Origin of the sequence: Paraglaciecola sp. MB-3u-78 (assembly GCF_002835935.1) — a bacterium.
GTDB lineage: Bacteria > Pseudomonadota > Gammaproteobacteria > Enterobacterales > Alteromonadaceae > Paraglaciecola.
Genome location: NZ_PJCF01000004.1, coordinates 680894 through 702391 on the forward strand (window position 1 = coordinate 680894; position 21498 = coordinate 702391).

17 protein-coding genes and 1 pseudogene are annotated in these 21498 nt (G+C 42.8%); 12 read left to right on the plus strand and 6 right to left on the minus strand.

What is annotated here, in order from left to right:
- Positions 1-54: 54 nt before the first annotated feature.
- Both glgP and CXF95_RS09830 read right to left on the minus strand, forming a co-directional pair.
- Positions 55-2598, minus strand: coding sequence for an alpha-glucan family phosphorylase (gene glgP, locus CXF95_RS09825; protein ID WP_101198485.1), 2544 nt, complete (start codon positions 2596-2598; stop codon positions 55-57).
- 117 nt (positions 2599-2715) lie between these two features.
- Entirely contained in the window at positions 2716-3159 is a 444-nt protein-coding gene (locus tag CXF95_RS09830; RefSeq protein WP_101198486.1) for a hypothetical protein, read from the minus strand.
- A 260-nt stretch (positions 3160-3419) separates the two neighbouring features.
- Between CXF95_RS09830 and CXF95_RS09835 the strand changes: the two genes are divergently transcribed.
- From CXF95_RS09835 to CXF95_RS09890, 11 genes are all read left to right on the plus strand, one after another.
- Positions 3420-4310, plus strand: a complete 891-nt coding sequence (locus CXF95_RS09835; RefSeq protein WP_157828124.1) for a glutaredoxin family protein — start codon at positions 3420-3422, stop codon at positions 4308-4310.
- Positions 4311-4549: 239 nt separating this feature from the next.
- On the plus strand, positions 4550-5365 hold the full coding sequence (locus CXF95_RS09840) for a formate/nitrite transporter family protein (RefSeq protein ID WP_101198488.1): 816 nt from the start codon (positions 4550-4552) through the stop codon (positions 5363-5365).
- 111 nt (positions 5366-5476) lie between these two features.
- Positions 5477-7579: a formate dehydrogenase subunit alpha gene (gene fdhF, locus CXF95_RS09845; protein WP_101198489.1), complete on the plus strand. Its 2103-nt coding sequence runs from the start codon at positions 5477-5479 to the stop codon at positions 7577-7579.
- A complete protein-coding gene (locus CXF95_RS09850) occupies positions 7576-8685 on the plus strand; it encodes a 4Fe-4S dicluster domain-containing protein (protein ID WP_101198490.1) in 1110 nt (369 codons plus the stop codon). Before fdhF ends, CXF95_RS09850 begins: the two co-directional genes overlap by 4 nt.
- Positions 8673-9521, plus strand: coding sequence for an FAD/NAD(P)-binding protein (locus CXF95_RS09855; RefSeq protein ID WP_101198491.1), 849 nt, complete (start codon positions 8673-8675; stop codon positions 9519-9521). Before CXF95_RS09850 ends, CXF95_RS09855 begins: the two co-directional genes overlap by 13 nt.
- Before the next feature lie 1098 nt (positions 9522-10619).
- Positions 10620-10985 (plus strand): rhodanese-like domain-containing protein, encoded by a 366-nt coding sequence (locus CXF95_RS09865; RefSeq protein WP_101198493.1) that lies wholly within the window; start codon positions 10620-10622, stop codon positions 10983-10985.
- Between the two features lie 231 nt (positions 10986-11216).
- On the plus strand, positions 11217-13025 hold the full coding sequence (acsA, locus tag CXF95_RS09870; protein ID WP_101198494.1) for an acetate--CoA ligase: 1809 nt from the start codon (positions 11217-11219) through the stop codon (positions 13023-13025).
- Positions 13022-14014, plus strand: a complete 993-nt coding sequence (gene pdhA, locus CXF95_RS09875) for a pyruvate dehydrogenase (acetyl-transferring) E1 component subunit alpha (RefSeq protein WP_232787748.1) — start codon at positions 13022-13024, stop codon at positions 14012-14014. Before acsA ends, pdhA begins: the two co-directional genes overlap by 4 nt.
- A complete protein-coding gene (locus CXF95_RS09880) occupies positions 14011-15003 on the plus strand; it encodes an alpha-ketoacid dehydrogenase subunit beta (protein WP_101198495.1) in 993 nt (330 codons plus the stop codon). The genes pdhA and CXF95_RS09880 overlap by 4 nt, the downstream gene beginning before the upstream one ends.
- The gene (locus CXF95_RS09885; protein WP_101198496.1) at positions 15003-16262 is read left to right on the plus strand and encodes a dihydrolipoamide acetyltransferase family protein; all 1260 of its coding nucleotides are present in this window, start codon (positions 15003-15005) and stop codon (positions 16260-16262) included. Before CXF95_RS09880 ends, CXF95_RS09885 begins: the two co-directional genes overlap by 1 nt.
- Entirely contained in the window at positions 16259-16504 is a 246-nt protein-coding gene (locus CXF95_RS09890) for an acyl carrier protein (RefSeq protein WP_101198497.1), read from the plus strand. The genes CXF95_RS09885 and CXF95_RS09890 overlap by 4 nt, the downstream gene beginning before the upstream one ends.
- A 501-nt stretch (positions 16505-17005) precedes the next feature.
- On the opposite strand, the gene CXF95_RS09895 is transcribed toward CXF95_RS09890, so the two are convergent.
- From CXF95_RS09895 to CXF95_RS09910, 4 genes are read right to left on the minus strand one after another with little or no spacing between them, the layout of a single operon-like run.
- Positions 17006-18115 (minus strand): FAD-binding oxidoreductase, encoded by a 1110-nt coding sequence (locus tag CXF95_RS09895; protein WP_101198498.1) that lies wholly within the window; start codon positions 18113-18115, stop codon positions 17006-17008.
- Positions 18112-19506 carry an NAD(P)/FAD-dependent oxidoreductase gene (locus tag CXF95_RS09900; RefSeq protein ID WP_101198499.1) on the minus strand — a complete coding sequence of 465 codons (1395 nt, stop codon included), beginning with the start codon at positions 19504-19506 and terminating at the stop codon, positions 18112-18114. Before CXF95_RS09900 ends, CXF95_RS09895 begins: the two co-directional genes overlap by 4 nt.
- Positions 19506-19811: a (2Fe-2S)-binding protein gene (locus CXF95_RS09905; RefSeq protein WP_101198500.1), complete on the minus strand. Its 306-nt coding sequence runs from the start codon at positions 19809-19811 to the stop codon at positions 19506-19508. The genes CXF95_RS09900 and CXF95_RS09905 overlap by 1 nt, the downstream gene beginning before the upstream one ends.
- 30 nt (positions 19812-19841) lie before the next feature.
- On the minus strand, positions 19842-20900 hold the full coding sequence (locus tag CXF95_RS09910) for an ornithine cyclodeaminase family protein (RefSeq protein WP_101198501.1): 1059 nt from the start codon (positions 20898-20900) through the stop codon (positions 19842-19844).
- Positions 20901-21274: 374 nt separating this feature from the next.
- Here CXF95_RS09910 and CXF95_RS09915 point away from each other — a divergent pair.
- Positions 21275-21435 (plus strand): annotated as a pseudogene (locus CXF95_RS09915) (acetyl-CoA C-acyltransferase); the annotation flags it as partial.
- Positions 21436-21498: the final 63 nt, after the last annotated feature.

Below are 21498 nucleotides of genomic sequence, written 5' to 3' on the forward strand. Positions count from 1 at the left end.
GTTCGAGTTTCAAACATTAATTCCCAGTTTCAAACTTTAATATGCTCGTACATCTCATACTATTGTTCGTGAACCGGACCACCACTTTATAAAGTGGTTTTCACAAGGCACTTGAACACTTGTATGAACGGCAATGACCCGTGGTGTGTAGTCCTCAACCTGACGATTTGATTGCAACTCAATTCGGTATATAAAGCCATTAAGTGAACCGGGTATCGCTGTTTCACAATTCATCTTTTGACAGAAAGGGGAGTGCGTTGGATTTTTAGCATCTGCAAATAGTTGAACTTCAATATAATCAACAGGCACGTCACCCAAATAAACAGATACAACAAAACTTCTGCTATCCGTATGTTGTTCTACCCGTAAATCACCCCAAAGAATATTGTCACCATAGTGGGCTAATTGAGTTTGCCATTGTTCTAATTTATGGGCTAATTCAACTCCGTTTTCATTGCGCATCTTGTAGTCAGCCAGGGCTGGGAGATACAGCTTTTCGGTGTATTCGCGTAACATGCGGTTGCTACTGAATTTTGGGGTCAGGGAAGACATGCTATTACGGATCATTTGTATCCACTCAATCGGTATACCTTCTACATCTCGATGATAAAATGCAGGTATAATTTGGTCTTCTAATAAAGTATATAATTGTTGCGCTTCGATTTGATCCCAATCACTTTCATGGTGTTGTTCCCCGTCACCCAGTGCCCAACCCACATCGGCCGTATAGGCTTCTGCCCACCAACCATCCAATTCTGAAATGTTAAGCCCCCCATTTACTAACACTTTCATACCACTGGTTCCACATGCTTCCCATGGACGGCGGGGGGTGTTTAACCAAAGATCTACACCCTGAACCATATGTTGTGCCAGTCTAATATCATAATCTTCAAGAAATACTATGTGTGGCCTTACATCGGGACGTTGCAAAAAGGAAAACCATTCTTTAATAAAATGTTTGCCTGTATTGTCTTTAGGATGTGCTTTGCCAGCTATGATGATTTGTAGTGGCATTTGGGTATTGGACAATAGATTGATTAAACGTTGTTGATCAGACAATAACAAGTTTGGGCGTTTATACTCAGTAAAGCGTCTGGCGAAACCCAAGGTCAGAATATTTGGATCGAGTATTGTTTGAGCCTGTTCAATGGGTTGACCACTATTAGGTGAACGTCTTTTTTGATCGCTTAAACGACGGCGAACATAATGTATTAAATCTGTACGCTGTTGTCCCCGTAAACTCCAGATTTCATTGTCGTCCAGTTTTTCAATTTTACTATCCAGACACTCTTGTGCGCCTAACCAACGGTCTTTGCCACAACTATCAGTCCATACTTTGTCGGCCAATGCTGAATCCCATGAAGGCATATGCACGCCATTGGTAACATGACTTACGGGGATTTCAGCCAATGGCCAATCGGGGTAAAGTCCGGAAAAAATCTTTTTACTTACCACACCGTGTAATTCACTCACGCCGTTAATTCTGGCGCAAGTGCGAGCCGCTAGATAGGCCATATTAAAACGTTCATTATTATCATCAGCAATCATTTTACCCATATTTAGCAAATGTTCAGGGTTGATCCCGAGAGTATCGGCATAGTGCTGTCCATAATGTTCCAATAAATCAGCAGGAAACGTATCAAAGGCAGCTGCTACTGGCGTATGGGTCGTGAATATGTTGCCCGCGCGCGTTGCCCAAAGTGCCTGCCAAAAATTCAAATTGTTTTTGTTCATAAAACAGCGAGCACGTTCTAGGGCTGCAAACGCAGCATGGCCTTCATTTAAGTGGCATATTTTGATATCCAGTTTCAAGGCTTCGATAACTTGCCACCCACCCACGCCCAAAACTATTTCCTGTATCAAGCGTAATTCCTCAGAGCCTGCATACAGTCGTCCTGTTATGGCTTGATCAACTGGGTTATTTAATGGGTCATTACTGTCAAGTAAATACAAGGTAGTGCGCCCAACTTGTGCCTGCCATACTTGCAGGTATAAGATCCTCCCAGGAAGAGTAATTTCAATGGTTAACCATGCACCATCTACCGTTATAACAGGCTGTAAGGGTAGGTTTCGTGAATCGTTGTGTGGGTACATTTCATGCTGCCAACCCTCACTGTCTAAGTATTGGCGAAAATATCCTTCATCATATAATAAACCGATACCAATCGCGGGAACCCCCAGATCACTGGCGGTTTTTAAATAATCTCCGGCTAAAATACCTAGGCCACCAGCATATAGTGGCAATGCCTCAGATAAGCCAAACTCCATACTGAAATAGGCAATCTGAGCTTGTTCACTTTTAGTGAAATGCTGTTCTGCCCAACAATCTTTAGTCAGATAGTCTTCACGGGCACCCAATAGGGTGTTCAGGTGTTTAGAAAAATCTTCATCAGTATGCAATTCAGTTAGGCGCTTTACTGATAGTTTTTGCAATACAGCATAAGGGTTACGGGTTAACGTCCATGTTTTGGTATCTAAGTATTGCCAAAACGTGTCTCCATCGTGGCTCCATGTCCATCGTAAATCGGTTGCCAAAGTTAAAATTTGTTTAACCAAAGATTCTAATTCGAGTGGAATATTTCGAGCAAGGAGAAGCATGATGATTGAACCGATATCTGACTTATTGAGTGATTATCTAGCATCTTTATTTTTAACTGTTGACTAAGATCAAAGATGGCGCATTTTAGTATTAAGAATTTTATCTGGGTTAATCATTTATAGGTCCAACGGGATGCTAAGTGCCCAATTTACCATTTCATCATGGTTCATTTGTTTATCTGTTCGCGCGAGTTCTTCATTTCGATAAAATATACCTATGGTTTGAGCCGCAGATATTCCAAGTGCGATAGCGGTATTCTTTTCGCTATCTATATTGATTCTAGCAAGCCTAATATGTGGCTCTAAGGTCCCAACACAGTCATCAAACGCCAATATCATTTTAGTGTTAGGACTGGATAAAACAGACCAGAAAAGGATCATCAGTGGAATGTCATTACGTGTCATAAAGTGACTGATATTAACACCAGATAATTCTATGGATTTCCCCATGAAAAGAATTTGGTGACATTTTCCACACATCGGTTTGCGTACTATGTGTTGATACTGAAGTCTGTTGATAGCCCAACAGATTGGACATGCGATTTGAATATGGGTTTTCATTTAAACTTTTCCTCTAGGCCATTATTTTTTTTGACAAACGATAGTTGCGTAATTTTTCAAGTTTGTGTCCGTATAATGCTAGATGCGCTCTATTGCCTTCCATTCTGCATAAATGTGAATTTTATTAAATGATGGAAATGATCCCACATGTTTTTACAACTAAAATTACATACTTACCAAGTTAAGTATTGACGCTGATCAAATTTCATTTTTGTATTTTATTTAGTTTTGAAAAAGACAAAGATACATTGGGCTGTTTTATGAAAGGGTTAATGATTTGTGGGCTTTGGCTAAACGTTTTATTTTCTTCTTTTATTTACTCACAACAAACAGATACTGACGCCCATCAAGATTTTAGTTGTACCAGTATTGAAGTGTTTTCAAGACAAGGCTGTCCCCACTGCAAAACAGCATACCAAGCACTTGATAACCTGACCTCCTTGCATCCTGAACTTAGGGTAAGCAAACGTGATATTCAGCAAACTCCAGCAAACTGGGCACGTTTTGTTAGTCTTAACGAGGCCCATAAAATAGATAAACCCGGTGTGCCTTCCTTTTATATGTGTGGTCATTTTTGGGTTGGCTTTGACCACGTATTCACACCACAGCAAATATTGATATATTCTGGATTAGAAAAAACCGATCGCCGTAATGATGTGTCCCCTTCAAACTCGGTGCGGATGCCAATTTTTGGAGACATTACTGCTCAACAGTATGGTTTACCACTTTTTACTGTTGCGACGGGTTTGTTAGATGGCTTTAATCCATGTGCTATGTGGGTTTTGATGTTTCTGTTGTCAATGCTGGTCAATGTTAAAAGTCGTAAACGTATGGTCATCATAGCTGGTACTTTTGTGCTGGTCAGCGGTCTTGTATATTTTGCTTTTATGGCTGCATGGTTGAATCTTTTTATCATTATCGGGATTTCCCGAAATGTTCAAATTTTGATTGCAGCCATTGCCATAGTTATAGGTAGTATTAATCTAAAGGACTACTTTGCCTTTAAGAAAGGGTTAACCTTGGGTATTTCTGAAACATCAAAATCAGGTCTATATCAGAGAGTGCGTAATATTGTGCAAGCACAGAATATGACCGTGGCTCTTTTGGGGGTAATAATGGTTGCTGTGTTGTTCACTCTACATGTTAAATAAAAATACCAGTGACATTTCAGCCAGACTTTCCATTTTTGAGGTTTCTCATATAAGTTAGATAAACGACCCATATCTTTAATGGAACTGATATGGCAAGTACGTCTTTCATCAAATACCCCTGTGTTAGGACAGCTGCTGATGAGTCCAGTATTTGATGAATATCAATATTTGTCCGCTAAAAACCTCCAAAGTAGTAATTATTATTGATAAAAAATTGTCTATTTAAAAGAGTGAAATCTATGAGTATAAAACTTGGTTTTAGTGCTTATTCACCAGCACAAATTGCTGCAATGGTGGATGAAATAGGTGTAAAAAAAGCGACCATGCCCTTATTACCTCTTGTGATGTTGGGTTTTTTAGCCGGTGCCTTTATTGGACTAGGTGCAATGTTGTATGTGTTGATTAAATCCGACATCACACTAAGTTTTGCCAGCACGCAACTTTTAGGTGGATTGGCATTTTGTCTGGGACTGATTTTAGTGGTTGTAGCGGGGGCAGAATTGTTTACCGGTAATAACTTAATTGTTATGGCATGGGCTGATAACAAAATTTCATTGTATGGGTTGCTTAGAAATTGGACGGTAGTCTGTATCGCCAATTTGTTTGGTGCGGTGGGTATGGCAACCCTTGTTTATTTATCAGGCCACGTAATGATGAATGACGGAGCGGTAGCTGAGCAGTATTTGAATATCGCTGCGAGCAAAAGTGCCTTAACAAACACAGAGGCTTTGTTTCGCGGGATACTATGTAACGTGTTGGTATGTATAGCGGTATGGATGGCAATTGCAGGTAAAACAGTAACCGACAAAGTGGTAGCTATAATCTTTCCCATAACCGCATTTGTCGCCGCTGGGTTTGAGCATAGTGTGGCGAATATGTATTTTTATCCCATGGCTCTGTTGATCCAACATTTTTCTATCCTAGAAATACCAGGAAGTCTTATCACTTTTTTGGACTTCTTTCGAAATATTTTTTTTGTGATCATCGGTAATATAATCGGTGGTAGTGTTTTTGTTGGATTGGTATATCACATTATCTATCAGCGAAAATTTTGAGCTAATGCAGTTTTTTTAGGATAAAGGGCATAAGTTTGATACCCGTCAAAAAACTGTTTCGAATAGTTATTTTAATAGATGTTAATTTTTTAATGGCTAGGCTGACTATTTATGAGTCAAACTCAGGTTAACAGTATCTGTCCTTTTTGTGGGGTAGGTTGTGGTATTGCACTTGTGGCGAGTGACAATAATATCACTGCAGTTCAGCCTCTTAGTAAGCATCCTATTAGTCAAGGAAAGTTGTGCGCAAAGGGTTGGAATACCCCCTTTGGTATCAACCATCATGATCGGTTAACGCAACCTTTAATGAAAGTAGATGGCGAGTTTAGGGTAGTGAGTTGGAAACATGCTCTAAGTCATATTGCCGAAAATCTTAAACAGTTCATCTGCGAAAGTGGCCCACAAAGTGTCGGTCTTATTAGTAGTGCCAGAGCAACCAACGAAGATAACTACGCGGCGCAAAAATTTGCCAGAGCCGTGTTAAAAACCAATAACATAGATCACTGTGCACGTATTTGCCACAGCCCCACAGTCGCAGGTCTCAAAAAGACCTTAGGCTCGGGTGCGATGACAAACAGCATTGATGATGTGGGCAAAGCAGATGTGATATTGGTGATTGGTGCCGACCCCACTGAAAACCACGCAATAATTGGTGGGAAAATCATGAAAGCCAAGCTTCGAGGGGCAAAGCTTATTGTGGTTGATCCCCGTCAAACACGCCTTGCCAAAGTGGCTGACTTGCACCTGCAACTTAATATTGGAACGAACATCGCACTCCTAAATGGCTTGTTGAATATTATCTTTGCACACGGTTGGCAAAATGATGAGTTTATCGCACGCCGTTGTGAGGGGGCTGACGCTCTCAAGGCCCATGTTGCAGATTATACTGTTGAAAAAGTATCTGTCATTACCGGAGTCGATGGCGCTGATTTAGTCAAAGCGGCAAAATTGTATAGTCAAGCAAATGCCGCATTTCTTGCTTATGGAATGGGCATAACCCAATTTGTTAGCGGTACAAATAATGTGATAGCTGTATCAAACCTTGCGCTTATTTGCGGGCAAATTGGCCGCGAAGGAACAGGCATTAACCCGTTACGTGGACAAAATAACGTGCAAGGTGCCTGTGATATGGGGTGTTTACCTAATGTTTATCCTGATTATCAAAGCGCCAATGACGAACAGGTTAGATCAAAATTTAGTCGAGCATGGCAAACAGAAGTAGCTCGATTGCCGGGCTTAACATCATTAGGAATGAGTCATCAGGCACGGCATGGCAACTTTAGGGGATTACTTATTTTTGGTGAAGATCCAGTCGTGACTGATCCTGACCGCAATAAAGTGGCTCAGGGGCTGCGGGCAATGGATTTATTGGTAGTGATTGAATTATCGATGACAGAAACTGCAAAAATGGCGGATATCGTATTGCCTGCTGCTAGTTTTGCTGAAAAACGAGGCACCTTTACTAACTGCGAACGCCGTGTGCAATTGATCCACAAGGCCGTTTCACCTCCTGGTGAGGCGAAGATCGATTGGCAGATACTGAGCGAACTAGCAAAGGAAATGGGGTTTCCTGAATTAATGAATTGGCAAACAAGTGAACAAGTTTTTGATGAAATGTGCAAATTAACCGACTCCTTTAGTGGTATGTCATATCCTCGTTTAAAACAAAATAATGGCCTGCAATGGCCCTGTAACAATGAATATCCAGATGGTAGTCGTTGTTTACATTCAACAACTTTCCCCATAGGTAAAGGTAAACTTATACCTGTCTACCATGTGCTGACAGACGAAGTACCTGATGCCGAATATCCGTATTGGTTTACCACCATGCGCTTGCACTTCCATTATGGATGCGGCTCTATGACCCGCCAATCACCGTTGTTAGAGCGTGAGACACCTATTGGACTGCTGTTTATTCATCCACAGGATGCATTGGATTTAGGATTGAAAAATCATCAAGGGGTGACGGTTTCATCAAGGCGTGGGTGTGTCGAAACAAGGATTGAATTCAGTAACCAAGTGAGTCCAGGTTTGTTGAGTATGCCTTATCATTTTAAAGAAGCACCTTCCAACTTTTTGACTAACGATGCAATGGATCCGATCACAGAAATGCCGGAACTTAAGGTCTGTGCTGTCAACATTATTCCATTACCTGAAAACCAACCGCCACGTTCATCTGTATTAAGTGATGCAGGGAGTAGAGTGTCCCAATGATTGAAAGATACAATATTGTCAATAATCGTTATTTACTCAAAGACTTAGGTGTTTTAAAACATCATCTTGCTAAGTATTATTCGGTAGTGCAGATCCAAAAAGATGCCGATGGTGAGAAACTGTGGACAGAACAGTTCGGTGATAAAATTGAGCCATTATTTGGTCATAATCACTTACCTTTGACGTCTCCCAAAGGTTTTTTGTTTGCCGAAAAAGAAGTGCTCTATAAATTTGATGGCGAAACCTTCAAAACCATTCTGCCGCAAGTTCAGCCAAAAGTAATGTTTGGTGTTCAGGCCTGTGATTTAAGCGCTATCGCCTATCAGGATAAATTTTTTGAACACGACCCCTATTATCAGAAAAGGCGTGAAAATATTCTTCTTGTTGGGATCGATTGTGAGTCACCTTGCGTTACTGGATTTTGTGTTCAAGTTGATGCGGGACCACATGTTAAAGATAATACAGCCGACTTGGTGTTAAGCCGTTTAAATGTGGATGACGCTAATGGATCCTCTGAATGGCTAGTGATCGCGGCGACTGAAAAAGGTATTAACAGCATTAAAGGTATGACGTTAGATAAGGCCGATAACAAACATCTTAAATTACGAACAAAATTGTTAGAAAAGGTACGTTCTGAGTTTGTTGATTATAGTTATATTAGTAACGCTATTGAGTACCTAAACAACAATTCAGTTCCCGCGCAACTCTGGGAAGAATTAAGTGTACGATGTTTGGGGTGTTCTGGTTGTACCAATCTTTGTCCTACCTGTTCTTGTTACACTACTTATGACGTTGTTGAACAACAACCAGAGAAGCCCGTATCAATATCCAGAGAAGTGAAGCTAGAGGTTACCAAGTCCGAGACAATAAGATGTTGGGATTCCTGTCTGTTTGAAGGTTTTCAAAAGGAAGCCAGTGGTCATAATCCTAGTCAAAAGGCCGCCCAAAGAGTTGAAAGGTTTTGGTTTCATAAGTTTTCGGATGAATACCTACCAGAATTCCAACGATACGGCTGCGTGGGTTGTGGGCGATGTGAACAGACCTGTCCTGGCACCATTGGAGTGCATTCAGTCATGAAAAGGATAGATCAACAATGTTGCAGCTAACACCACAAACGATACGCATAGTTGATGTGTACGATGATGGCAGTCATGCAAGGCACTTTACCTTTGAACCCAAAGGGTTTGTGCATGACAACCCCATAAGCATTGGTCAATTCTTTATGTTGACATTACCTGGCGTTGGACTTGCCCCTTTTACCTATACATCTATTCCTGACAAAACAGGTCGTTTTAATGCTCTGATTAGAAATGTCGGACATTTAACCGAAAAGTTATTTTCCTTAGGCAAAGGGGATGTGTTGGGATATAACGGTCCATTTGGTAGAGGGTGGCCAGTCGGCCTGATTAAGCATAAAGAAGTATTAATTGTTGCAGGTGGTTGCGGGTTAGCGCCCGTAGCAGCCACCATTGACTACTTAATCAATAATGGCTATTCGAAGTCAGTCACATTGTTATATGCTACTCGCGACTCAGCCTCACAAGTACTCAAAAAAGAAAGAACTCGCTGGTCCTCTAGTATCAAACTGATTGAAACGCTGGAGGTAGGAGGGGATAGCGACCACTCTGGTTTGCCGACACAATACTTATCCCATCTTCTAAACAAAGATGATCAATATCCAGACATTGTGCTTACCTGCGGACCGGAAGCGATGATGATGGCGGTTGCCAATTCCTGTGTAGACTTAGGCTTAAAAACGTCAGACATTTGGATGTCAATTGAACGACGAATGCGCTGCGGTGTAGGGCTATGTGGTCATTGTTATGTGGCCAATAGTTACGCGTGTCAACAGGGGCCTACTTATCGCTATGATGAGTATCTGGCACTTGAAAGTAAAACAGTGGCCTTTGAAAAGGATAAAGTTCTATTTCAGTACTGCTAAGTGCAATACTTTTTTGACACAGTTCATGTTTTCAAAATATGCAAAATTACACTAGTAATGCTGAGTTTAATCAATGATATAGAGTGAATTATGATAAGTCGGTCTAGTTATTTAAATCCATTTAACTCATTTAAGTACAAGTATCATTGTTCACGGCCGGTGCCAATCCACATCGCCAAAATGAAACCATTTATATTTTGATATGAATCAATGTCTCAATAAAAACCGACCACAGTCTTTAAAGGTAGCGGAACCAAAATTTAGCGCTCTGAAGTTTTATAGTCTAGTGTTTGTGAAAGACCGACTAGCGAAGCACTGAAAGACGGTAACCAAGGCTGATAAATCTAAGAATAGTATTCAGAAGGAATAAAACCATGAAAACTAATTATGGTTCTACTGTAGATAACAAAAAAAACGATAATAAAAAAGATACGTACTCCTCATCAAATCAGGATGTTAATCCTTATTGGCCTAAGGCTCAGGTCTTACCCTCAGCAATCAATAGTAGGTCTGTACAGAGTAAACCCAGTTTCTCCGTATTTTTTGCTTTAAGAAAGGCCTTAAAAAGTAAATTTATTCGCAATGACTCCCACGCAAAGTAAATGTCCCAATATATTATCGCCTGTTTCACTGCACTTATGTCGACTCATATTATTAGAGTAAAGGTAACTGAATAGCGGCTTTATGCTTAACCACCAGTCACTATGCGATTTAATTATTTGAAAATTTGAATGCAGTTATTTATGTTCCCAATCAACTTGCTACACAAAAGATTAATCAGTTAGCAATTCTCTTAGGTATTAACACCGATGATATCGAGACTTTCGCAGCCCCATGACTTTTGGCTCTAATTTGATCCTGTTTGGCCTACATTTTGACACGGATCAATGTTTCTGTTTTGAACTGTCGTTTAATGAAGTTGTATTGGTGCATTGATTAAGTGATTGTTTGTTTAAAACAACCACCACCTTCTATTTCAAAGAGTACTGATGTGCAGGAAGAAAAAAGCTTTGTATCCAAGGAAAAAGACCAACATGTTCTTCAATAAAACACCCACTTTAAGTTATAAATCGATTATATAAACGCTTTGGATTGATTATGTTAAAAACTCTTTCACTGTTATTACAGCAAGCGACACAAAATGTGCAACTTATCACCGCCAGAAAAGCAGCTCACGACCGCAGTCAAAATAAAGGATTATTGATCGATGTGAGGGAGTCCGCAGAACATTTCGCCTCACCTGCTATCGGCGCGATCAATATACCTCGAGGTGTACTAGAAATAAAAATGCTGGAAATCGAAAAGGACCCTAATCGACCCATTTACCTGCATTGTGCATCTTCACTGCGCGCAGCATTAGCAGCCGAACAATTAGCCAGAGTGGGCTATACAAATGTCAGTGTCATCAGTTGTAAAATGGATGAAGTACATAAAATGCACCAATACTCACAAGAACCGATTTAGGGTTGCAAGTATTTCCCCTTGTCTGCATAACGTTTTTAAATACTTATCAAAAAATCCCCGGCTGTTTCGCCCTTCCAAAAAGTTCTTAACCTCCAGCATTGATTACAGATTCATCAACTAAAAAAAACTAACCTGAGAGCCTTTTTACTGGGGCGAATTTTGATACAGATCAAATCGCCCAAGCCTTGTTTGATTAAGCTTATTAGAGCTTTTGGGGAAATTGGAGCCAGTATGGATTATGTCACTATAGAGAAAAAAATAAATAGACAAGATAAGCCACCAAATATGCAAGGTTATCTACAAAGTTATGATGATTTTTCTTGGCAGCAGGCTAATGCGTTAATTAAGGGCTACAAAAACGGGATTAACATTGGTTACGAAGCGGTTGATCGTCATGTTGAGGAAGGACATGGTGAGCAAACTGCGATAATTTTTTTAGGGAAAAAAGGCCAAAGACAAATTTTATCCTATCGACAGCTGCAACAAAGTAGCAATCGGTTTGCTAACCTACTGAATCACTTACAGGTTGAAAAAGGACACTTACTTTGTAGTTTGACAGACCGAAGCTCAACTATGTATACCGCTATTATTGGTTGTTTAAAATCCGGCGTAGTGTTTTGTCCATTGTTTGCTGCATTTGGGCCTGAACCAATAAAATCTAGAATGAAAATAGGGGGTGCCAGATTACTCCTTACAAGCGCTCGACTTTATTGTAAAAAAATTGCCTCTTGGCGCGATGAATTGCAGTCTTTACAACAGGTGTTACTTTATGACTGCCAAGGTCAATGCCCTGAAGGGTGTGTTGATTTAGACCTAGTACTAAGCCAATACAGTGATGACTACCCAATATGTGAAACAGCCGCACAAGATACCGCTCTTTTGCACTTTACAAGTGGCACAACTGGCAAACCCAAAGGCGTGGTTCATGTTCATGAAGCCGTTATTTATCATAAATATTCAGGCTACTGTGCTCTAGATATTCATCCTCAAGATATTTACTGGTGTACCGCTGATCCAGGATGGGTGACAGGAATATCATATGGGGTCATTTCGCCATTATGTAACCGGGCCACACTTATCGTTGACAATGCTGAATTTGACCCAATTCGCTGGTATAGCATTTTGCAAATAGAAAAAGTCAATATTTGGTATACCGCACCCACCGCCATTCGGATGTTAATGAAGTCAGGAAGCGAATTATGCCAACAGTATGATTTATCCGCATTGCGGTTTTTAGCGAGTGTAGGCGAACCTCTTAACCCAGAAGCAGTCGTTTGGAGTCAAGAGTTCCTAGGAAAACCTTTTCATGATAATTGGTGGCAGACTGAAACGGGTGGGATCATGTTGGCTAACTTCATTGGTGAAAATGTTAAACCTGGTTCAATGGGCAGACCATTACCAGGTATTCAAGCATCGATTGTTAAGACAGATAAACAAGGGCATATCATCAAAGTTATCACTCCTGGTGAATCGGGAGAGTTAGCATTTAAGCCAGGTTGGCCGTCAATGTTCCGTAATTATCTCAACGAAACCGAACGTTATCAGAGTTGCTTTAAAGATGATTGGTACCTAAGTGGTGATTTAGCCTATCAGGATGAAGACGGGTATTTTTGGTTTGTGGGTCGCAGTTCAGACTTAATTAAGTCTGCCGGTCATTTAATTGGACCCTTTGAAGTCGAGAGTGCATTAGTAGAGCATCCTGCTGTGGTTGAAGCTGGAGTCATAGGCATACCAGACCCAGTATCAGGTGAAATAGTCAAAGCCTTTGTGTCACTCAAATTCGGTTACGAACCTAACGAAGCTTTACTTAAAAGCATCATGGCCCATGCACGGAAAAAGTTGGGATCGGCTTTAGCGCCAAGAACCATTGTTATTAAACAAAATCTACCCAAAACCCGTAGTGGAAAAATCATGCGCAGATTGTTAAAAGCCCGCGAACTTGGATTGTCTGAAGGTGACCTTTCTACTTTAGAAAGTGACGAAAACGACAGCATCAAACCAAACAATGAAGACTATCTATATGAAGAAAAAAAGCCATGAATATTGATAACAGTAAAGTCCATATGGGCATAGCACACATGCAATTTCTGTTCAAACAAATGTTGCGCATAAGGCGTTTCGAAGAGAAGTGTGCCGAACTCTATACTCAAGAAAAAATTCGAGGATTTTTACACCTCTACATAGGTGAAGAGGCAGTTGCAGTCGGTGTGATGCAAGCATTAAAAGCCGAGGATGCAGTATTTGCCACTTACCGAGAGCATGGACATGCCTTAGCCCGTGGTTTAAGTATGGATAAAGTTATGGCTGAAATGTTTGGCAAAGTCACAGGCAGCAGTAGAGGCCGTGGTGGCTCGATGCATATTTTTGATGTGGAAAAACGCTTTTATGGAGGCAATGCTATTGTTGCCGGAGCCTTACCTTTAGCGGTTGGTTTAGCCTTAGCCAACAAGATGCAGAAAAAAAATGATGTTGTGGTGTGTTTTTTTGGTGAGGGTGCAGTTGCAGAAGGGGAGTTTCATGAAAGTCTTAATTTGGCTCAGCTATGGCAGCTACCCATCTTATTTGTGTGTGAAAACAACGGCTATGCGATGGGCACTGCTCTGGCTATTTCAGAGTCAGAACGACACATATTCCGTAAAGCACAAAGTTACGGTTTAAAGTCACATGCGGTTGATGGAATGAATGTGGTTGAGGTTGAATCAGCTGCAACCCAATATTGTCAAAGAATTCGAAAAGGTGACGGACCCTGTTTATTGGAGTGTAATACCTATCGTTTTCGTGGTCATTCGATGTTTGATACTCAGCTTTATCGAGAGTCTGATGAAGTAGAAGCATGGAAAAGAAAAGGCCCTATTATGAAGTTACAGCGCTGGCTTGAAGCTAATGGAAAACTAAGTAGCGCTGAATTAAAACAGATCGAAGATCAGGTTGCTGATGAAATTAACCAATCCATAGCTTTTGCTGAGCGTAGTGAGATTGAAGATATATCTGACTTGTATCTTGGCGTTTATGGAGAGTCAGAATCTTGAAAAATCAAAGTTTAACGTATCGAGAGGCCCTCAAAATCGCTATTTCTGAGGCAATGCGTAACGATGAACGTGTCTTTCTGATGGGCGAAGATGTGGGTAACTACGGTGGTTGTTATGCGGTATCCAAGGGGTTATTAGAGGAATTTGGAGCTGATAGAATCATTGATACCCCCTTGTCTGAATCAGGCTTTGTTGGCGCGGGCATAGGTGCAGCTATAGGTGGAATGCGTCCAATAATCGAAGTAATGACAGTTAATTTTAGCTTGTTGGCACTCGACCAAATTGTTAACAATGCGGCCACATTGCGGCATATGTCTGGGAATCAAATTGGTGTGCCTTTGGTTATACGTATGGCCACTGGAGCGGGCAAACAATTAGCTGCACAGCATTCCCATAGCTTGGAAAATTGGTACGCACATGTGCCAGGCATCAAAGTACTCGCGCCTGCTACAGTGGCAGATGCTCGCTATATGCTTTCAATGGCTCTGAAAGACCCAGATCCCGTCATACTCTTTGAACATGTCATGTTGTATAACGATTCAGCTGCTACTCCAAAACCAGAAGATTGCCCCGACATGCATCAAGCCTGTGTCAGAAAAGCCGGCAATGATATTAGCTTAATTACTTACGGTGGCTCCCTTTCAAAAACATTGCATGCTGCCAGTGAATTAGAGAAACAGGGGATAAGTGCAGAGGTAGTTGATTTAAGGTGTCTGCGCCCACTTGATACTCAAACCTTGTTTAAATCGGTGGATAAAACCCATCGAATGATAGTGGTTGATGAAGGATGGCGTACCGGAAGTTTAGCAAGTGAAATATGTGCATTAGTCGCAGAACATTGTTTTTGGTCTCTGGATGCGCCACCAAGCCGTGTTTGCAGTAAAGAAGTTCCCATTCCTTATCCGCAACACTTAGAGCGCGCCGCAACTCCGCAAGTTGCGCAAGTGGTCGAGGCTGCTTTGACATTGTTAAACCGAGATGTCACTTAATGAAAATACTCACTATGCCTTCTTTTGGTGCTGATATGGCTGTGGGCACTATTGTCAAATGGAACGTGAAACCAGGCGACCCAGTATCTAGAGGCGATATCATTGCCAGTATTGAAACCATGAAAGGTCTCATTGATATGGAGGTATTTGACGACGGTATCATTGTTACATTACTGGCGGCTGAGGGGGAAGAGTTAGAAATTGGCCGTCCTATCGCAGAACTTCAGTTAAAAAACGAAGAAGACTCAAATAATAGTTCTGTACAAATAGTGGAAAGTGGTGACGCTCATAGCGTTGACGTTGGATCTAATACAGCAGTTAATCAAGAGGGGGCTAGCAACTCATCAGATAGTCAAAATGATGTAACTAAAGAGAGTAGGGTGCTCACTGACGTAGAAGTCAAAAGTGGGGATAGTATAAATACTCGACGGCCAAAAATATCACCCGCAGCCCGCAATAAAGCAGAACAGTTAGGCATTGATTGGCGACAACTTTCTCAAGGAACAGGGCCAGATGGCGCTTTGTTGTTAGATGATATAAATATTGCAGATACACAATCTGCAGAGCCCGCATTGGATAGTGTGAAAGGCCCTAAGGATATGATGCGTGATGCCATTGCTGCCAATGTCAGTCGTTCAAAGCGAGATATTCCTCATTATTACCTGCAATTGGATATGGTGCTAGACAACACATTAAATTGGTTAAGTCTACACAATGCAGATTTGCCTCCCAGTAATCGCATATTAAGCAACGCGGTTATCTATTCAGCTATTGCTCGTACATTAAGTGAGTTTCCTGCGTTTAATGGTTTTTATCGTGACGGCCACTATCAGCCATCTGACTCTGTACATTTGGGTAATGCGATTAGTTTACGACAAGGCGGATTAATGGTTGCAGCTATTCATAATGCACAAAATCTAGGGCTGTTGGAGTTGATGGAAAAAATCAAAGACCAAGTAAACCGAGCTAGAAAGGGAGGGTTACGCATGTCTGAAATGCAAGATGCGACGGTCACAGTATCCAACCTTGGAGACAGAGGAACAGACAGTATTCAAAGCATTATTTATCCCCCTCAGGTGGCTATCATTGGCATTGGTAGGCAGCGCATCGTGCCTTGGGTAATAGATAACGTGGTTAGCAGTGCCACCATTATAAGCATGAGTCTTGCAGCCGATCATCGAGTAAGTGATGGTCATTCTGGGGCGCGCTTACTCAACAAAATTAACAAACTTCTACAAACACCCGAGAAACTAGTATGAAAAACCTCCACTCACTGAAAGACCTCGTATGTAAGCTGATATTGGATATTGCCCCTGAAGCAGATATGCAGAGTCTTGATCCTAACGAGGAATTAAGAGAAGAGCTTGATTTGGACTCGATGGATTTTATGAATCTATTGGATTCAATCGCAAAAGAAACGGGAGTGAATGTGCCTGAGAGTGATTATGCAAAAGTGAATTCGTTACAATCCTTGACTGAATATATTGCCACTCGGAGATAGTTTTTCCTTAAAGTGACGGGGTAAGCTTTGAACAAAATTAAAGTTTAAAAACGTACGATTAATTAAATTGTTTTGAATCTAGCATTTTTGAAAGTTTGTTAAGCTCTTCCATTAGTCTGTTTTCCTTGACCCTGAGTTCACCTAATTCAAAAGTGATTTCAGTTTCTCTGTGTATGATTTGTTCGTAAGTCATCATGCTTGTGCCATGATTCTTTTCTTGATGTGACTATTCTAAACGTCTGGTAAGAACAGCTCTGTCTAGTAACTCTAGCTTCTCAGAGAATCGTGACCAGAATAAAAGAGATAAATAAAAGGCGTTCTAGTCAATTTAAATAATAGTATTCTCGCCAATCTGCCTTTATATCAACAGTCCTTACCTCCACTCCCTTTCGCCAGTGCGAGGCGGCTTGGACAATGGGGCTATTATCACTACGGTTGGTTAAAAGACCCCTGGGGTTGAGGCATTGACTTGCCATTTACACACTGGGTTTACCCCAAAATCTAACCAGACTGAAAACGTCGTATATCAAATGGCTTAATCGGCAGCTCTGTTTGTCCATCAAGGATCAGCTGCGAGATAATGCGTCCCACTATGGGAGATAATTGAAATCCATGAGCGGAAAAACCAAAGGCATGGAATACGCCATCTGCTTTTGAGCTTGCGCTGATGACAGGAATATTGTCAGGCATAAAGGCTTCGATCCCCGCCCAAGCTCGCACAATACGCACGTTGGCCATATGAGGAAAAAATGTGCTGACGGTTTGGGCACTGGTCTTAAGTTTGGCAAAATTTATCTCGGTCTTTTGTTGTTGCATATCCAAATGGGCTAAATGGGCACCACCAATGATAACTGTTCCATTTTGCATCTGTTTGAAGGACAGTTTATGGCCTACCGCACCCACCACAGGTTTTAGAAAAGGGGGCAGGCGTTCGGTAACCATTAACATGGGGGCTTTAGGTGTCAGGGGTACTGACTCATCAAATGCGCAGGCAATTTTGTTGGCCCATGCACCCGCACAGTTGACAATATTGACGGCTGTGTAGGTTCCCTGATTGGTATTGAGTTGCCAGCCACCAGTGATTTTATCGATACTTTGGACTTCAACTTTGCTATGTATTTTGGCACCCAGGGCGCTTGCTTTATACCTAAATGCACTCGTCGCATGAAAAGGACGAGCTGAACCATCATCGGGGTTATAAAGCGCACCCACGCAGCCAGCAATAAGTTGCGGCACCAGGCGATAGAGTGTGTCTTTATCAATAATACGCTCGTGAGAATAACCTTTTGCTTGCAACGCCCCGACACGCTTTTGTAAGGTATTGAGCTCTTCTTGTGTTTCGGCAACGCGTAGCTGACCATTAAATTCTACATCACAATCCCTATCGACCAGACTGCGAATGTTTTTCCAAATTTCAGCGGCGGCGATGGTAAGGGGGATTTCATCCATATGCCGATTGAGTTGGCGCAGTCCGCCAGCATTGACGCCTGAGGCATGGCGGCCAGGACTGTCTTTTTCTAACACCGTTGCTTTCACGCCACGCAGTCCCAGGTGAACAGCCGTGGACAGCCCCATGAGACCGCCACCGATGATGATGACCTCTGATTTCATTTTGCTTCTCCCGCTTCGTGTAGATCAGCGAGCTGCTCTATCGTTAACGGTCGAATGGGCGGACGGATACGATAGCCCTCATTTTTCTCGATATCATTGCCAAGCTCATGGGCAACAAGTTGGCTGATAGCGTTATCGCATTGGCGGCCCTGACACGGACCCATTCCGCAGCGGGTGAGAAATTTAATCTGATTAGGATCGCGATGGCCATCTTCAATGGCCTGACGGATAGTCCCTGCTGTGATCTCTTCGCAGCGACAAATTAGCGTGTCATTTTCAGGTTCAGCTAATAGGTTGGGGGCAGGGCGAAAGAGTGCCTCAAGAAAGGGCCGAACATGTAAATCCTCAGCCAACCAGCGACGGTCTTGATGAGCCTTTTCATCTCGTTCTTTACTGCCAATACAACCGAGCAGGTGGGCACTTTCTAATCCGGCCAGGCGGCCAGCATGTCGCGCAGCGACAGCACCACCTATTCCGGCGCTATCACCGATAACGGCAATCCCCTCAATGGAACTATTGCTCCACGGGTCTATCGTCGCTCGCCAACACAGCTGGGATGGCGACCAATAATGATGGCACCCCGTGCTGCGACTCAAATGGCTATCGGGTATTACGCCAAAATGGCTCATCAATAAAGGGGTTTCAATCCTTTTACGGCCACCATTATGGGTAAATTCTACGGCTTCGATTGACTCCTTGCCTAGTGCGCACAAATCAGCAACGCCACTATAAAACGGGACGCCGGCTTTTTTTAGCTCTAGCTGATATTTAAGTCCTTTAATAAGGTAGTGGTATGCAAGTAAAGCCCTAGGTAAGTGAGGCAGTGCGGTCCAGAAGTTGCGCTTTGGGCTTAAATCAACAATGGCATTAATCGTGACTCCAGCGTGCATATACTGCCAGGCAAGTAGCAGCAGCAAAGGGCCTGAACCGGCCACTACCACACCGTTGTTGGGCACAATGCCGGCCGACTTTAATAATATCTGTCCAGCCCCTGCGGTCATGACGCCGGGCAAAGTCCATCCGGCAAAGGGGACCGGGCGCTCCATGGCACCGGTGGCAATAATGACACGATCGGCCCTCAGCAGCGCTGCCTGGTTGTTATGTAATATGCCAATTTCCCGCTGCGCATCAAGACTCCAGACGGTTGTACTGGGCTGGTGTATCGCCTTGCTCGCGTTAAAGTCTTCTACTAACATTCGGCCATATTGGTAATCCGGACCCAGTAATTTAGCCCGCTGCGGGGGAATGTCAGTAATTGCTCTATATACCTGACCACCGGGTGATGCTTGCTCATCTATGAGCAGACACTCCACTCCCGCATTGGCTGCCGTAGTTGCTGCGGCGAGTCCTGCCGGGCCGCCACCAATGATAACAAGTTGATGGTGGGCCATTAAATGTACCCCCTACCGCGACCCAGCTGACGGCGAATTTGCATGCCTTCCTTGACCGGTATTTGGCAGGTCTGCCGATTGGGTGTGCCATCAACTTCCATAAGGCATTCGAAACACACGCCCATCATACAAAACGGTGCGCGGGGCTGGCCAGATAATGGCGTTGTGCGACAAGATTGAATACCCGAAGCCAGAATGGCCGCGGCGACAGTTTCCCCTGCTGCCACGCGCACAGTCTGGCCATCGATCTGAACTTGGATCCATTGTCTGCCGGGCTCGTCTAATCGACGAAAAGAGGAAGGCATAGTTTTTTACCTGCGGTTAAATTTGGGGGGTTATAAACGTATTTTTTTGGCAATATCAGGATGCTCAAAAATCATCTTATGTTGTAACGCCAAGGATTTACCCACACCCGCATCCCTGGCTTTACGATACATAGTAAGCGCGATAGCAACATCTAGGTACGACAGGCCAACGGCGTTAAAATAGATCCGCTCTTGCTCTGACTCTCGGCCAGGTTTATCACCTGCCACTAATTCATAAAGATCAGCATGTAAATCGTGACTACCAAGTAAGCCTTCTTTATACATCCTGCTTAATGTTTGTGTGCGGTGCATCACCGTTTTCCAATCGTCACAGACAATTTTGTCGCTTTGTGTGACAACCGCATATTCGTCTTCCCACCCACCCACGTGGCTATAAAAAGCGCCGGGCTTGACCCAATCAGCCTTAAGCAGTGGCGCTTGAGCGCTTGTGGCTGTCACCAGAATATCTGCATCTTCCATCGCTGATTTGGCATCACCCTTTGTTGGGATAAACTGCATATCCGGCAGGACTGGCGAAAGTTGCGCGATAAACTCATGCTCTTCAGCTTTGCTTAACGCCGAAACACGGCAAATTTTCAGGCTGGGGCGTGCCACTTTCATGGCCAGCAAATGCATTTTTGCCTGCTCACCTGCGCCGATAAAACCAATGGTTTGTGCATCCTTTTTCGCAAGATACTTGGCCGCAACCGCACCGACCGCACCAACCCGCATGTTGGACGCAAGCGTCCCATCCATAACGGCAACAGGAAAGCCATGTTCGATTTCAGAGAGCACAAAGATAGCGCAAAGATTTTGCAAATCGTATTTACGTGGGTTGTCAGGAAAGACAGATACCCATTTCATACCACATATTTTTTCGTCTAACATGGTCGCGGGTAAGCAGTTGATCCGCTCTTGTGTATGGGGATCGAAAATCTGTACAATTTTTTCAGGAAACATAATTGAGCCTTTCTCGAAAGCAAGTAAGGTTTGCTCCACGACATCCATGATGCGTTGCATATCAAAACAACCTGAATCGAGTAAATCTTCCTGGGAAAAATAATTAAAATCGACTTCGTGATTACGCACCGTTTTACTCTCCAATAAAGGGCTTTGGGTGGGGGAGGCCGCCCCATCGAGGCATTCGACCAAAATACTCAATATATAAAATTGTAGTTAAAAAGCGGTAACTAGCGAGCGATGCAATGAAAAATAGGCTGTGGGGGCCTAAAACCAGCATCTGCTAAACAATTTAATGAATACATATCAAAAATATGTGGATGCAATGTCTGCTCTGACAACTGAGCATTAACGGGGAACGAGGAACGGGGAACGAGGAACGGGGAACGGGGAACGGGTAACGGGTAACGCAATAAAATGCTACTGAGCGTCCCGGGACGGGTGAATTTAAAAGGAATGCCCAGCCTGATATTCATCACATTACTGGGCTCGTGAAATAATGAAATTGTGGTGCTATTTCTATTGGTCACCCTTACGCTATGAGTGGTGCTAGTATGGTAATGCACGCCCTATCGAAGGTTAGCGACGCGGCGTTAAATATGTTGTTGTCACTATGTGCGCGCGCGGCGGCATGGGTGCTGCAGGATTGTTCGAAGTGTTATAACATCTAAGCCATTTATGGGGCATTTACCGTCCCTTTTTTATCTTAAACTTGTAGCATAATTAA